Origin of the sequence: Brevundimonas sp. UBA7506, from assembly GCF_002479495.1 — a bacterium.
Lineage (GTDB): Bacteria > Pseudomonadota > Alphaproteobacteria > Caulobacterales > Caulobacteraceae > Brevundimonas.
The window spans coordinates 12905-26147 of sequence record NZ_DLNQ01000004.1 but is presented as its reverse complement, the minus strand read 5'-3'; the positions used below and the strand labels follow the sequence as shown (position 1 = coordinate 26147).

16 protein-coding genes are annotated in these 13243 nt (G+C 65.6%); 12 read left to right on the top strand and 4 right to left on the bottom strand.

Going from position 1 to position 13243, the window contains the following annotated elements:
• Nucleotides 1-147: 147 nt before the first annotated feature.
• The 3 genes from rplK to B3K53_RS01695 all read left to right on the top strand — a co-directional run bounded on the left by rplK (nt 148) and on the right by B3K53_RS01695 (nt 1919).
• Nucleotides 148-579 (top strand): 50S ribosomal protein L11, encoded by a 432-nt coding sequence (rplK, locus tag B3K53_RS01705; protein ID WP_292082345.1) that lies wholly within the window; start codon nt 148-150, stop codon nt 577-579.
• Nucleotides 580-582: 3 nt separating this feature from the next.
• Entirely contained in the window at nt 583-1269 is a 687-nt protein-coding gene (rplA, locus tag B3K53_RS01700; RefSeq protein ID WP_292082344.1) for a 50S ribosomal protein L1, read from the top strand.
• Nucleotides 1270-1382: 113 nt separating this feature from the next.
• Entirely contained in the window at nt 1383-1919 is a 537-nt protein-coding gene (locus B3K53_RS01695) for a DUF2059 domain-containing protein (protein ID WP_292082343.1), read from the top strand.
• Nucleotides 1920-1939: 20 nt separating this feature from the next.
• Here the strand turns inward: B3K53_RS01695 and B3K53_RS01690 are convergent, their stop codons facing one another.
• Nucleotides 1940-2548, bottom strand: coding sequence for an NAD(P)-dependent oxidoreductase (locus B3K53_RS01690; RefSeq protein WP_292082342.1), 609 nt, complete (start codon nt 2546-2548; stop codon nt 1940-1942).
• A 54-nt stretch (nt 2549-2602) separates the two neighbouring features.
• Between B3K53_RS01690 and B3K53_RS01685 the strand changes: the two genes are divergently transcribed.
• From B3K53_RS01685 to B3K53_RS01650, 8 genes are all read left to right on the top strand, one after another.
• A complete protein-coding gene (locus B3K53_RS01685; protein WP_292082341.1) occupies nt 2603-3022 on the top strand; it encodes a winged helix-turn-helix transcriptional regulator in 420 nt (139 codons plus the stop codon).
• Nucleotides 3023-3131: 109 nt separating this feature from the next.
• Entirely contained in the window at nt 3132-3788 is a 657-nt protein-coding gene (locus tag B3K53_RS01680) for a DUF47 domain-containing protein (RefSeq protein ID WP_292082340.1), read from the top strand.
• Nucleotides 3789-3794: 6 nt separating this feature from the next.
• Nucleotides 3795-4796 (top strand): inorganic phosphate transporter, encoded by a 1002-nt coding sequence (locus tag B3K53_RS01675; protein ID WP_292082339.1) that lies wholly within the window; start codon nt 3795-3797, stop codon nt 4794-4796.
• Nucleotides 4796-5230 carry an NUDIX hydrolase gene (locus B3K53_RS01670; protein WP_292082338.1) on the top strand — a complete coding sequence of 145 codons (435 nt, stop codon included), beginning with the start codon at nt 4796-4798 and terminating at the stop codon, nt 5228-5230. The genes B3K53_RS01675 and B3K53_RS01670 overlap by 1 nt, the downstream gene beginning before the upstream one ends.
• A gap of 52 nt (nt 5231-5282) precedes the next feature.
• Nucleotides 5283-5786, top strand: a complete 504-nt coding sequence (locus tag B3K53_RS01665; protein WP_292082337.1) for a DUF2059 domain-containing protein — start codon at nt 5283-5285, stop codon at nt 5784-5786.
• 296 nt (nt 5787-6082) lie between these two features.
• A complete protein-coding gene (rplJ, locus tag B3K53_RS01660) occupies nt 6083-6598 on the top strand; it encodes a 50S ribosomal protein L10 (RefSeq protein WP_207826342.1) in 516 nt (171 codons plus the stop codon).
• Nucleotides 6599-6653: 55 nt separating this feature from the next.
• Nucleotides 6654-7034: a 50S ribosomal protein L7/L12 gene (gene rplL / locus B3K53_RS01655; protein WP_105563615.1), complete on the top strand. Its 381-nt coding sequence runs from the start codon at nt 6654-6656 to the stop codon at nt 7032-7034.
• A gap of 147 nt (nt 7035-7181) precedes the next feature.
• On the top strand, nt 7182-7862 hold the full coding sequence (locus B3K53_RS01650) for a type 1 glutamine amidotransferase domain-containing protein (protein ID WP_292082336.1): 681 nt from the start codon (nt 7182-7184) through the stop codon (nt 7860-7862).
• 65 nt (nt 7863-7927) lie between these two features.
• Here the strand turns inward: B3K53_RS01650 and B3K53_RS01645 are convergent, their stop codons facing one another.
• The 3 genes from B3K53_RS01645 to B3K53_RS01635 form a co-directional block, all read right to left on the bottom strand.
• On the bottom strand, nt 7928-9916 hold the full coding sequence (locus tag B3K53_RS01645; protein ID WP_292082335.1) for a M61 family metallopeptidase: 1989 nt from the start codon (nt 9914-9916) through the stop codon (nt 7928-7930).
• 50 nt (nt 9917-9966) lie between these two features.
• A complete protein-coding gene (locus B3K53_RS01640; protein ID WP_292082334.1) occupies nt 9967-11910 on the bottom strand; it encodes a M61 family metallopeptidase in 1944 nt (647 codons plus the stop codon).
• A gap of 97 nt (nt 11911-12007) precedes the next feature.
• On the bottom strand, nt 12008-12529 hold the full coding sequence (locus B3K53_RS01635; protein ID WP_292082333.1) for an FKBP-type peptidyl-prolyl cis-trans isomerase: 522 nt from the start codon (nt 12527-12529) through the stop codon (nt 12008-12010).
• Nucleotides 12530-12861: 332 nt separating this feature from the next.
• Here B3K53_RS01635 and B3K53_RS01630 point away from each other — a divergent pair.
• On the top strand, nt 12862-13243 hold a 382-nt coding region (locus B3K53_RS01630; protein WP_292082332.1), incomplete at its 3' end, for a hypothetical protein.

Sequence of the window (13243 nt, the reverse complement as noted above, 5' to 3'; positions counted from 1 at the left end):
TGCGTTTGCAGGGCCGCCCTGCTAAACGCGCGCCTTCGCCCGTCGGCCTTTGAGTCGATCGGCGGCAAATCCGTGGGAGGCAGCCATGCCGGACCACGGCTCACCGGCCCCTTCAGTCTCTGTCGGGGTCATCCATAGGAGAGACCAATGGCCAAGAAGATTCTCGGCTATATCAAACTGCAAGTTGCGGCCGGTTCGGCCACGCCTTCGCCCCCGATCGGCCCGGCACTGGGTCAGCGCGGCGTCAACATCATGGGCTTCTGCAAGGAGTTCAACGCGCGCACCGAGAAGGTCGCCAAGGGCACCCCGCTGCCGACCGTCATCACGGTCTACCAGGACAAGTCCTTCACCTTCATCACGAAGACGCCTCCGGCGACCTTCTACCTGAAGCAGGCCGCCGGCATTAAGTCGGGCGCCAAGCTGGTCGGTCGCGAAACCGCCGGCAAGGTCACGCAGGCGCAAGTCCGCGAGATCGCTGAAGCGAAGATGAAAGACCTGAACGCCAACGACATCGATGCCGCCATGCGCATCATCGAAGGTTCGGCCCGCGCGATCGGCATCCAAGTGGTGGAGGGCTAATCCATGGCTAAGCAAACCAAGGCTCAGAAAGCCCGCACCGGCGTCACCCAGGAGCTGATGTCGTTCTCGGACGCCATCAAGCTGGTCAAGGACAACGCCAAGGCCAAGTTCGACGAGTCGATGGAAATCGCCGTCAACCTGGGCGTCGATCCGCGTCACGCCGACCAGCAGGTTCGCGGCGTGGTCAACCTGCCGTCGGGCACGGGCCGCGACGTCAAGGTCGCCGTCTTCGCCAAGGACGCCAAGGCTGACGAAGCCCGCGCCGCCGGCGCTGAATACGTCGGCGCCGAAGATCTGTACGAGCAGATCAACGGTGGTCTGATGGACTTCGACCGCGTCATCGCTTCGCCCGACATGATGGCCCTGGTCGGCCGTCTGGGTAAGGTGCTGGGCCCGCGCGGCCTGATGCCGAACCCCAAGGTCGGCACCGTGACCCCGAACGTCGCCCAGGCCGTCAAGGACGCCAAGGGCGGCGCCGTGGAGTTCCGCGTCGAGAAGGCCGGTATCGCTCACGGCGGCATCGGCAAGGTCTCCTTCACGCAGGAAGCCCTGGAAGCCAACGTCAAGGCTTACGTGGACGCTCTGAACCGCGCCAAGCCGTCGGGCGCCAAGGGCACCTATGTGAAGCGTATCACCCTGTCGTCGACGATGGGCCCGGGCTTCAAGGTCGATCCGGCTTCGCTGGGTTAATCCGAGCCTCGCGCTGAAAATGACGAAGGCCCCGGAGAGCGATCTCCGGGGTCTTTTTCATTGACCGATGGTCTTTCAGTGGGCATGGCGAGTGGGTCTAAGGGGGAGCGATCATGCCGAAAATTTTCATTGGCCTTTGCTTGGCGCTGGCGATGCTGGCCGCGCCCATCGCGGCCGAAGCCCGGGATGAAGCGTCCGAGAAACTTGAGTTGGCCCATCGTTTCGTCGGCTTGGTACAGCCTGAAGACATGGGGCGTGCCATGGCGGAATCCCTGAGCGGGCTCTTTCCCTCCGCGGACGGCTTGCCGCCCGAGAAGGCGCGCGCCGTTCAGGAGACCATGTCCGAAATGATGCAGGAGTATATGCCGGCGCTCTTCAAGGCGATGGCGCCGGTCTATGCCGACATCTTCACCCTGCAGGAACTTCAGGCTCTGGTCGCCTTCTATGAAAGTGACGTGGGGCGGTCGATGGTCCGCAAAAGCTATGAGGCGACGCCGCGCGTCACCGCCGTGGCCCAGCAAGTGCTCCCGTCTGTGATTGAGCGCGCGATGGACCGCCTGTGCGACCGGCTGGAATGCACGGCTCAGGAGCGGCGGGAGATGAAGTCGCAACTGCAGGGTCTGAAGGCGCAGGCGGCGACCGCGAACTAGTCGACCGCCTGCAGCGAGGCTCAGTAGGCGGCGGTAAAGCGACGGCGGCTGTGGCGGTGCTGTTCCAGTTCATCGACCATGGCGATGGCGTAGTCGGCGAAGCTGATGTGGCTTTCTCCCTTGTCGTCGACGACCAGTTGGTCGCCGCCTAAGCGGTAACGGCCGAGGCGCGGGCCGTCCTCAATGAGGGCCGCCGGTGAGAAGAAGGTCCAGTCGACATCCGTTTCCGAGCGCAGTCGGTCCAGGAAGACCACACCGCCTTCGGCATAGGGTTTCCACTCGGCAGGGAACTCGGGGGTGTCGAGCAGGCGAACGCCCGGCGAGACCTCTAGGCTGGCGGCGCCGCCGGTCACCAGCAGGCGCGGCACGCCCGCGTCCTTGACGGCCATTAGCAGGGTATCCGCCGGTACATCGAAGTGAAGCGCGCTGATGACGGCGTCGGCTCCTCGCAGGATTTCGGCAAGCGCTGCGGGATTGGAGGCGTCGCCCTTCACCGGGGTCACGCCGTCGGCGGTGGGGATGGCTTCCGGGTTGCGGGCCACGCCCGTGACCTGATGGCCGCGACGGGCCAGTTCCTTGGTGATTTCCGATCCGGCGCGGCCGCTGGCGCCGAGAACTGCGACTTTCATGGGGAGGACTCCATAGGTTACCGATGGCGACCAGGTGTGATATTGGAAGCAACCATGCAAGAAGGCACCGAAACCTCATCAGGTCACCCTGCGGGAACCGCCCCAGGGCTTTGGCGCGGCGATGTCTATGCCGCCAACTGCCCGACGCGATTGCTGCTGGACCGCATCGCGGACAAGTGGACCGTGTTGCTGCTGACCACGCTGGCGGACGAACCGATGCGCTTCAACGCCCTGAAGCGACGGATCGAGGGGGTGTCGCAGAAGATGCTGAGCCAGACCCTGCGCCAGATGGAGCGGGACGGGCTGGCGACACGCACTGTCGAAGCCACGGTGCCTGTGTCCGTCACCTATGCGATCACGCCCCTGGGGCTCACGCTGGTTCAGGCCTTGCAGTCTGTGATCGACTGGGCCGAGACCCGGATGCCGGAGGTGGCGCTGGCCCAGGCGGGGTACGACGCGGCTCAGGGCCGCTGAGCACTAATGGTTGCAGGAAACGATTTCCGTGTTCTGACGACTTGACGGCAGGGGGGTAATTCCGGTCTTGGGGCGCAGTCGCTTCGGGCGGCCCTTTCGGAGACGACTGATGCTGAGCTGGTTCCAGGCGCTGCTGCCCAAGGAAGACAACTTCTTTCGCCTGTTCGACGCCCACGCCGCCACCCTGGTCAAGGGCGCGCAGGCCCTGCGCGGCATGATGGACGGCGGCGAGGCCACGCCCGACTGGTGCCAGAAGATCGTCGATCACGAGCACGAAGCCGACGATGTCGCGCGCGAAGTCCTGTTCGCCGTGCGTCGCAGCTTCATCACCCCGTTTGACCGCTCGGACATTCGCGGCCTGACCAACTCGCTGGACGACACCATCGACCAGATGCAGAAGACGGCCAAGGTCGTGACCCTGTACGAGATGCGCGAGTTCGCGCCCAAGATGCGCGAACTGGCCGACATCGCCGTCCAGTGCGGCGCGCTGACGGCGGAGGCGGTGTCCCTGCTGCCGGCCATGCGCAAGAATCACGACCGGCTTAACGAGTTGACCGAGCAGATCGCCAAGCTGGAGAGCGCGAGCGACACCCTCTATGATGAAGGCATGAAGGCGCTCTACGAGCTGCACCGCCACGACATGACCGGCGGCAATACGCTGTGGTTCATCATCGGCGGCGAGGTCTATGACCACCTGGAGAAGATCATCGACCGGTTCGAGGATGTGGCGAACCGCATCAACGGCGTTCTGGTCGAGCACCTGTAGGGTCCGATGGATCACGCCCTTCTGATCCTGATCTTCCTGATCGGCGTCGCCCTGCTGTTCGACTTCCTGAACGGCCTGCACGACGCGGCCAATTCGATCGCCACCATCGTCGCGACGCGGGTTCTGCCGCCGATCTATGCGGTCGGCTGGGCCGCCTTCTTCAACTTCATCGCCTTCCTCTTCTTCGGCCTGCACGTGGCCGACACGATTGGGCGGGGCATCATCTCGCCGGACGTGATTTCGGATCAGGTGATCTTCGGCGCCCTGATGGGGGCCATCAGCTGGAATGTCATCACCTGGCTGGCGGGTATTCCGTCGTCCAGTTCGCACGCCCTGGTCGGCGGCCTGCTGGGCGCGGGCATCGCCAAGGCGGGAACCAGCGCGGTCGTCATCGCCGGGGTGCTGAAGACCGTGGGCGCCATCTTCATGTCGCCGGCCATCGGCTTCCTGCTGGCTCTGCTGCTGGTGCTGATCGTGTCCTGGCTGTTCGCCAAGGCCAACCCGGCCTTTGCGGACCGGATTTTCCGCGGGCTGCAGTTCGTTTCGGCCTCGGCCTATTCCCTGGGCCACGGCGGCAATGACGCGCAGAAGACCATGGGGATCATCGCCATCCTGCTGTACTCGCGCGGTATGCTGGGCGGCGAATTCCACGTGCCCTTCTGGGTGGTCATCACCTGTCAGGCGGCCATCGCGCTCGGCACCCTGTTCGGCGGCTGGAAGATCGTCCACACCATGGGGTCGCGCATCACGCGTCTCAGCCCGCAGCAGGGCTTCTGCGCCGAGACGGGCGGGGCGATCACCCTCTTCGCGGCGACCAGCATGGGCATTCCGGTGTCGACCACCCACACCATCACCGGCGCCATTGTCGGCGTGGGCGCGGCCAAGCGGGTCTCGGCCGTGCGCTGGAGTGTGGCGCGCAGCATCGTGACGGCCTGGTTCATCACCATGCCCGCCGCCGCCGCCATCGGCGCGATCTTCTATTTCGTTGGCGGCTTCTTCCTGACCTGATGAGCGCGACCGCCCGAACAGAGACTTCCGAGACGCGTCAGGTCGCGGCGCTGCCGTGGCGGCTGGGCGACGACGGCGTCGAGGTGATGATGATCACCTCGCGAGAGACGCGACGCTGGGTCATCCCCAAGGGCGGCCGCATGGTCGGCAAGACCGATCCGCAGGCGGCGGCTCAGGAAGCCTATGAGGAGGCAGGGGTTCAGGGCGAGACCCTTGAGGCTCCGGTCGGCCATTTCCGCTACGCCAAGCGGCTCAAGACCGGCGCCGAACAGGCCTGCGTGGTCGCCGTCTATCCTCTGGAGGTTCTGATTCAGTTGGGAGCCTGGCCCGAGGATCAGCAACGCCAGCGCCGCTGGATGAAGCAGGCAGACGCCGCGGACGCCGTGCATGAAGCCGATCTGGCGCAGCTGATCCGGGATTTTAGACCGCAGTAGGTGCATGGCGAACGTCGTTCGACTTCGCTATGAGTGGGGGTAGGAGAACCCCATGCGCCATCTCGCCGCCATCGCCATCATCGCCAGTCTGTCTTTCGGAACGGCGGCCTCGGCCCAGACCTCAGAGCGACAGGCCTTGGCCGAACGCTATGTCCAACTGTCCATCACCGGCATGGACAAGGCTATGCAGGAACTGCTCGACGGACAGGTCGCTCAGTGGGACGCCTCGGTGCCCGAGGAGCAAGCGAGGTGGTTTCGCCGTCACGCCCTGCAGATCATGAACACCCACATGCGGCCCATGATCGATGAAATGACCCGCGACTATGCCGAGCGCTTCAGCGAGGCGGAGCTTCGGGCGCTTGTCGCTTTCTACGAAACGCCGATGGGGCGCGGGATCGCGCGCAAGCAGATGGAGGCGGGCATGGCCCAGGGCGAGATCATGCAGCGGTTCGAGGTGGTCTATCTGACCGATCTGATGACCAAGTTCTGCGCCGAGTTCGACTGCCAGGGCGAGGCCCCGAAAGGGCAGGCCGCGAGAAAGCCCTCGACCCGTTGATTTATCCGCCCAGCCGTGTATAGAGCGCGGCTTCTCGTCACGGCCTCGGCCTTGGCGGATCCTGTCCGAGAACTTCGGGACGCGGGGGTCGCCTGCGTCATAATCGTCAGAGAGCCTTCTGACGCCGTGGGGAGATGGGGATGCAAAGACCTTTCATCCAGCCGTTTTCGGCCGGATAGGCCTGCTTCCTTCGGACAATAAGACCGGCCTGAACGCTGTGCAGCGATGCATGGCGCTTAAGCCAAATCCGTCGTCGGGAATTAGCCCGGCGGCGAATACCAAAACTGGAGACCGCAATGGACCGCGCACAAAAAGCCGAGTCGATCGAATCGCTGAAAAGCGTGTTCGCCGACGCGGGCGCCGTGGTCGTGACCCACAACCTGGGTCTGACCGTTGCGGAGATGGAAGACCTGCGTGGTCGCCTTCGTAAAGAAGGCGGCGCGTTCAAGGTGGTGAAGAACCGTCTGGCGCTGAAGGCGCTGGGCGTCGAGGAAGGCTCGGCCTACCACGATCTGTTCAAGGGTCCGGTGGGCATCGCCTACGCCGCTGATCCGGTCACCGCTGCGAAGGTCGCGGCTGAATTCGCCAAGGGCAACGACAAGTTCAAGCTCATCGGCGGTTTCATGGGCGACAAGGTGCTGGACGCTGCTGGCGTCGACGCCCTGTCCAAGCTGCCGTCGCTTGACCAACTGCGTGGCAAGCTGATCGGCCTGCTGCAAGCCCCGGCGACCAAGGTTGCTGGCGTCCTGCAAGCACCCGCCGGCCAACTGGCTCGCGTCTTCAACGCGTACGCGACCAAAGACGCCGCCTAAGCCTCGTCATCTCTGCATATCTCTCTGAACCTCATCCTACCGAAGGAAGACTAAAATGGCTGATCTCGCCAAGATCGTTGAAGAACTGTCGGCTCTGACCGTCCTGGAAGCCGCTGAACTGTCGAAGCTGCTGGAAGACAAGTGGGGCGTCTCGGCTGCTGCTCCGGTCGCCGTTGCTGCCGTTGGCGGCGCTGCTGCTCCGGCTGAAGCCGCTGAAGAGCAAACCGAGTTCACCGTTGTCCTGGTTGACGGCGGCGACAAGAAGATCAACGTGATCAAGGAAGTCCGCGGCGTCCGCACCGACCTGGGTCTGAAGGAAGCCAAGGACCTGGTCGAAGGCGCTCCGCAGAACGTCGTCGAGAACGTCTCGAAGCAAGTCGCTGAAGAGCTGAAGAAGAAGCTCGAAGAAGCCGGCGCCAAGATCCAGATCAAGTAAGATCGGATTTTGCGCTTCGACCCTCGGGTCGAGGCTCAGACTTCAAGGAACGGGTCGGGGGCAACCTCCGGCCCGTTTTCTTTTGGGCGCGACTGGCGGCGCGGGTGGAGCGAGACCATCTCAGCCCCTCACAAGAGGATGCCCCCCATGAAGATCCTGATGGTTCTGACGTCGCACGACCAGCTTGGCGACACCGGCCACAAGACCGGCTTCTGGCTGGAAGAGTTCGCCGCCCCCTATTACGCCCTCAAGGACGCCGGGGCTGAAATCGTGATCGCCTCGCCCAAGGGCGGACAGCCGCCGCTGGACCCCAAGAGCGACGCCGAGGACGCCCAGAGCGAGGACACCCGCCGCTTCAAGGCCGACGCCGAGGCCCAGGCCGCGCTGGCGAGCACGGTCAAACTGGCCGATGTGAAGGCTGAGGATTTCGACGCCGTCTTCTATCCCGGCGGGCATGGACCGCTGTGGGACCTGGCCAATGATCCCGTCTCCATCGGCCTGATCCAGGCCTTCGCCGCTGCGGACAAGCCGACAGGCTTCGTCTGCCATGCGCCCGGCGTGCTGAAGGACGTGAAGGGCGCGGACGGCCAGCCCCTGGTCAAGGGGCGGGCCGTCACCGGCTTCACCAACAGCGAGGAAGAGGCCGTGGGCCTGACCCAGGTCGTGCCCTTCCTGGTCGAGGACATGCTGACGGCCAACGGCGGCCGCTACAGCAAGGGGGGCGACTGGGCCTCATACGTCCTGACGGACGGGACGCTGGTAACCGGCCAGAACCCCGCCTCGTCGCGCGAAGCGGCCGAGGCGCTGCTGAAGCTGCTGCAAGTCTAGGCGACAGGTGCATACGAAAAACGGCCCGGGAGCGATCCCGGGCCGTTTCTGTTTCTGACGCGGTCTTAGCGGCGGCGCGGGCTGAGGATGTCGCCGATCCGGTCCGGCGTGCCGGGGATGCGCTCCAGACGCGGGTAGCGCAGGCCGTCGTGGTAGTCGAAGGCCACGGTGCGGTAGCGGTCGCCGTTCTTGAGCAGCAGGCTGATCGACTTGTCCGTGCCCTTGGCGGCGGTGACGGCGTCACGCAGCACCTCGGCCGAGGCGGCGCGGTCGTTGACGGCGACCAGTTCCCAGCCGGGACCGATGTCGGCCTCGAAGGCGCGGCCGCCCCAGCGAATGCCCGTCAGCTTGTTCGACGAGGACAGGGTGAAGCCCAGGGAATACTGGAAGTCGGTGGCCCAGCCGGACTGGATGCGCTTTTCACCGGCCGTCAGGCTGTCGGTATAGGTCAGGCGGTAGCCGCCGCGCGCCAGACCGTCCAGCGGCGCCTTGGCGTCCGGGCCGTTGGCGTCCAGGCGGGCGCGCAGGAAGCCGGCCCAGTCGTGCGGATGGACGGCGTTCAGGGCCGTGACCACATCGTCGAAGGTGTAGCCGCGCGGGGCGTAGGAGCCGTCGTCGCCGCCGAAGAAGCCCTTGGCGAAGTCGTCCAGCGACTTCTTGCCGCCCGTCGCCTCGCGGATCAGGGTGTCGGCGTCCAGCCAGATCAGCAGGCTTTCGCGGTAGTAGTCGCCGGTCCCGCGCATCCACGACGAATAGGGATTGCTGGTGCGGTAGCCGAGCAGGTTGTGGTTGTTGACGTCCTGCAGCGGACGCCACTCGCGGCCCGGCTGGTTGTCGTAGAAGGCGGCGTTCTCGGCCACGGTGACCAGGATATCGTCCTTCGACGCCAGACCCGAGCGGGCCGTCAGGACGTCGCCCCAGTATTCCGTCTGGCCCTCATAGACCCACAGCAGGGTGTTCTGGGTCGGGATGTTGTGGTTGGCGGTCAGTTCGTCGGCCGGGCGCTGGCGCTTGCCGTTCCAGGCGTGGACGAACTCGTGAGGCAGCAGGCCGACCGCGCCCATGCTCTTGCCCCAGTTGGTGAAGAAGTCGGTCGGGACCGAGTTCTCGGACGAGCGGTGATGCTCCAGGCCGATGCCGCCCATCTTGGACGTGGCGGCGACCAGGAAGTCGTAGCGGTCATAGGGGCGGGCGCCGAACAGGCGGTCGGTCTGGGTGACCAGGTTCTCGAACCAGGCGATCTGCTCCGGCGTTGGGGCGATGTTCTTGGCTTCGTCGGCGACGATGTTCAGGTGAACCGCCTCGCCGCGCGGGTCGATCTCGATGCGCTGGAAGTGAGCGCCGCCGAACAGGGGGCTGTCGATCAGGGTGTAGAGGTCGGTGGGGCGGAAGGTCGCCACGCCGTTCTCATAGCGCTCGGTGTCCAGCGCCACGCCGTACTTCCAGCCCTCGGGCAGGCGGATCGACGGGGCGAAGGTGATGCCGGTCGAGCGGTAGCCGGCGGGGTAGAGCAGGGCCTTCTCCCACTGCAGGTTGACCATTTCCGGCGTCATGACCACGCGCCAGGTCGCGTTGTCGGGCTGGGTCAGCCACTGGAACTCGACCACGATCTCGCTGACGCCTTGGGGCACGTCGATGTGGAAGGCGTTGGGGTCGATGGTGTCGCGCAGCCAGTCGATGCGATTCCCGCCGCCCGTGACCGTCACGCCCGAGATTAGCTGGATCGGGCCGGTGGCGGCGTGATTGCCTGGCAGGAACTTGGGATAGAGCAGGACCAGAGGCCCGGCCGTGACCGGGATAGTCTGGCGGACGCGGACGATCTTGCGCTCCACGTCGGTGGCGTCGACCTCATACTTGATGACGCCGGGATAGGTCTCGGCGGTCGGCGCCGGGATCGGCGGCAGGGCGCGGGGCAGGCCGAGGGGCGTGTTCTGGGGCGTCGGCGAGGGCGGTGCCTGCGGGCCGGTCCAGGCCTGCGGGGCATGAGCCTGGGCGGTCGAGGCGACCGAGGTCAGCAACAGGGCGAGGGCGGCGGCAGGCAGGCGTCGGGTCATCGGGTATCCAGAACTCAGGGGTAATCAGGCGTAAGGCTTGGCAGGCCGCGTCAGCGACGGCGAGGCGACAGGATGTCGCCCAGCCGGTCCGGCGTCCCCTTGATCCGCTCCAGATGCGGGTAGCGCAGGCCGTCGTGGTAGTCGAAGCGGACGGTCTTGAAGACGTCGCCGTTCTTGAGGATCAGCTCGATGGGGGCGGATGTCCCCTTGGCGGCGGTGACGGCCTCCTTCAGCGCATCGGCCGAGGCGGCGCGACCGCCGACGGCGACCACTTCCCAGCCCGAGGTGAGCCCCTGTTCGAAGGCCGGGCCGCCCCAGACGACCGAGGTGATCCGGTTTGTCCGGTTCATCATGAAGCCGAGCGAATAGGTGAAGTCGTTGCGGCCCAGTTCCTTGTAGAGCGCGCCCATGTAGCCGGACGGCTGCTCCTTGAAGACCAGGCGGTATCCGCCGCGCTCGATGCCGTCCAGCGGACCGCGCGAGTTGGGTCCAACTGCGTCCAGACGCTCGCGCAGGAAGGCGGGCCAGTTGTTCGCCTGGACCCCGTTCAGCGTCGAGGTGACGGTGTCGAAGGTGTAGGGGGCCGGGTTCCAGTCACCGTCCTGGGCGCCGAAGAAGGCCTTGGCGAAGTCGTCCAGCGATTTCTTGCCGCCGGTCTGCTCGCGGATCAGGGTGTCGGCGTCGAGCCAGATCAGCGAGCCCTCGCGGTAGTAGTCCTCGCTGCGCTGGTAGCTGCCCCAGGGCTGAGGGCGGCGCTGGGCGATGATGGGGTCGTTGGTGGTGTCCTGCATGGCGCGCCACTGGCGGCCGGGGATGTTCTGGAAGCTGGCGGCGGTCATGGCCAGGACGTCCAGCGCCTGTTGCTTGCTCATCAGGCCCGCGCGGGCGGTCAGGACCAGCCCCCAGTACTGCGTCTGGCCCTCATAGACCCAGAGCAGGGAGTTCTGCAGCGGCTCGTTGAGGTTGGGCGTCATCTGGTCGGCGGGACGGCGCCACTTGCCGTTCCAGCTGTGGGTGTATTCATGGCCCAAGAGGTCGCGGTCGGCCAGAGTGGCTTCGCGGTCAGTGAAATATTTGGGATCGACGCTGTTCTCGGACGAGCGCTGGTGCTCCAGACCAATGCCGCCCAGCTTGTCCGTCACCGCCACGAGGAAGTCGTAGTGGTTGTAATGGCGCGCGCCGAACAGACGGTCGGCCTGCTGGACCAGATTGCGGTGCAACTGGATGTGTTCGTCCGAGGCTTCCAGCATCTTGGCCGTGTCGGCCACGACATTGAGGCGGACGGGCGAGCGACCGCCCGGATCAAGGTCGATCTGGCGGTAGTGCTGGCCGGCGAAGACGGGGCTGTCGGCCAGATGGTCCAGCGTTATGGGGGCGAAAGTGGCCAGGCCGTTCTCGAAGCTGACGGTGTCGAGGCCCGCGCCGTAGCTCCAACCGGTCGGCAGCTTCAGCGTCGGCTTGAAGGTGATCTGGCGCGAGTAGTAGCCCGCCGGATAGAGCAGGGCCTTCTCCCACTGGATGTTCAGCATTTCGGGGGTGACGACGACGCGGCCCTGACTGCCCTCGATCGGCGTCAGCCACTGGAAGGCGACCTCGATCTGGCTAACGCCGGCGGGGACGGTGATCTGATAGGCCCAGGGCTGGACCGTGTTGCGCACCCACTCCAGCCGCTGACCGTTGGCGGTGAAGGTCAGGCCGCCGACGTTGGCGACGGGACCGGCGGGGCTGTGGTTGCCCGGCAGCCATTGCGGATAGAGCAGGACCATGGGCCCTGCCTGGGTGACGGGAATGGTCTGGCGCACCTGGACCAGACGGCGGTCGATGTCGGTGGCGTCCACGTCGAGGCTGATGACGCCCGGATAGGCCACGTCGCGCGGGGCCGGGATGGGCGCAAGCGCCACGGGCAGGGCGGGCGTGCCGACCTGGGCCAGCGCGGGCGCGCCCATCGAAATCAGCAGGGCGGCGGCGCTGACGGCCAGGGCGAAACGCTTCATCACAGGAGATCCGGAAACGGCCGCCCCCACGCGGCCCGATGCGGGGCGCAGACCACAATGTGTCGCACCCTGCGTCAAGCCGTATGACGAAGCTGTGTCAGCTCGCCGGGTTTACTTCCAAAAGCTCGACGGTGAAGCGCAGCACCGAGTTCGGCGGGATCTCGCCGCCGACCCAGCGCGCGCCATAGGCCAGGTCGGCGGGGATGACGAACTCATAGGTCTCGCCGGTGCGCATCAGAGCGACGCCCTCGGTCCAGCCTTTGATGACGCGGTTCAGCGGGAAGCTGGCCGGTGCGTTGCGCGAGTAAGAGCTGTCGAACTCGCGGCCGTCGATGAAGGTCCCGCGATAGTGGACCTTGACGGTGTCGGTCGAGGTCGGCTGGACGCCCTCCGGCCTGGCCTTGCCGACGCGGCGGTACTGCAGGCCCGAAGGCGTGGTGGTCCAGCCGCGCTGCTGGCCGTTCCACATCAGATAGGCGGTTTGGCCGACTTCCCAGTTCTCCTGGGTGGCGGGGCCCTGCGGCGCGACGGGGGCGGTCGTGGCGGGCGCTGTGGCGCAAGCGGACAGGGACAGAGCGAGGGCGGTCGCGGCGAGCGCGGGCAGGGCGATACGGTTCATACCGCTAGGCTTATCACGCCGGTCGAAACTGTCACCTGTCTGCGCCAGAGGCCTTTATTTCGCCGGAGAACGGCGTATATATGCGCGCTCCGCAGATTCCAAGAATCCCGCGCGAAAGCGCCGAGGCCCGGTTTGTCGCCCTCCGACCGGTGCGCAGGCGTCGCTCCTTTCCCAAGGAGCGGGCATATCAGGCGCCCTGGTCCCGTAGCGGATCGAGGGTGGGCGCCGCGAGAACTTACGGTCACGGATCGCTGTTTGGCGTTCTGTGGCTGCTGCATTGACGTCGGGTCTTCATTCCTTTGTGGGGGTGAGCTCGCGATTGGGAAAACAGAATGGCAAACTCCACTGACGGTCTCGCCCTGGGTAAGATCGCCTCCGCCACCTCGTTCACCGGAAAGAAGCGTATTCGTCACTCGTTCGGGCGCATCCCCGAAGCGGTGAAGATGCCGAACCTGATCGAGGTTCAGCGCGCTTCCTACGAGCAGTTCCTGCAGCGCGAAGTGCGCAGCGGCCTGCGCAAGGACCAGGGCATCGAGGCGGTCTTCAAGTCGGTCTTCCCGATCAAGGACTTCAACGAGCGCGCCGTTCTGGAGTACGTGTCCTACGAGTTCGAGGACCCGAAGTACGACGTCGAGGAATGCATCCAGCGTGACATGACCTTCGCGGCTCCGCTGAAGGTCAAGCTGCGCCTGATCGTCTTTGAAACCGAGGAAG

Excerpts from the sequence above, each read along its gene's own strand:
- rplK (WP_292082345.1), top strand. The coding sequence starts at position 148 with ATGGCCAAGAAGATTCTCGGCTATATCAAACTGCAAGTTGCGGCCGGT.
- rplA (WP_292082344.1), top strand. The coding sequence starts at position 583 with ATGGCTAAGCAAACCAAGGCTCAGAAAGCCCGCACCGGCGTCACCCAG.
- B3K53_RS01695 (WP_292082343.1), top strand. The coding sequence starts at position 1,383 with ATGCCGAAAATTTTCATTGGCCTTTGCTTGGCGCTGGCGATGCTGGCC.
- B3K53_RS01690 (WP_292082342.1), bottom strand. The coding sequence starts at position 2,548 with ATGAAAGTCGCAGTTCTCGGCGCCAGCGGCCGCGCCGGATCGGAAATC.
- B3K53_RS01685 (WP_292082341.1), top strand. The coding sequence starts at position 2,603 with ATGCAAGAAGGCACCGAAACCTCATCAGGTCACCCTGCGGGAACCGCC.
- B3K53_RS01680 (WP_292082340.1), top strand. The coding sequence starts at position 3,132 with ATGCTGAGCTGGTTCCAGGCGCTGCTGCCCAAGGAAGACAACTTCTTT.
- B3K53_RS01675 (WP_292082339.1), top strand. The coding sequence starts at position 3,795 with ATGGATCACGCCCTTCTGATCCTGATCTTCCTGATCGGCGTCGCCCTG.
- B3K53_RS01670 (WP_292082338.1), top strand. The coding sequence starts at position 4,796 with ATGAGCGCGACCGCCCGAACAGAGACTTCCGAGACGCGTCAGGTCGCG.
- B3K53_RS01665 (WP_292082337.1), top strand. The coding sequence starts at position 5,283 with ATGCGCCATCTCGCCGCCATCGCCATCATCGCCAGTCTGTCTTTCGGA.
- rplJ (WP_207826342.1), top strand. The coding sequence starts at position 6,083 with ATGGACCGCGCACAAAAAGCCGAGTCGATCGAATCGCTGAAAAGCGTG.
- rplL (WP_105563615.1), top strand. The coding sequence starts at position 6,654 with ATGGCTGATCTCGCCAAGATCGTTGAAGAACTGTCGGCTCTGACCGTC.
- B3K53_RS01650 (WP_292082336.1), top strand. The coding sequence starts at position 7,182 with ATGAAGATCCTGATGGTTCTGACGTCGCACGACCAGCTTGGCGACACC.
- B3K53_RS01645 (WP_292082335.1), bottom strand. The coding sequence starts at position 9,916 with ATGACCCGACGCCTGCCTGCCGCCGCCCTCGCCCTGTTGCTGACCTCG.
- B3K53_RS01640 (WP_292082334.1), bottom strand. The coding sequence starts at position 11,910 with ATGAAGCGTTTCGCCCTGGCCGTCAGCGCCGCCGCCCTGCTGATTTCG.
- B3K53_RS01635 (WP_292082333.1), bottom strand. The coding sequence starts at position 12,529 with ATGAACCGTATCGCCCTGCCCGCGCTCGCCGCGACCGCCCTCGCTCTG.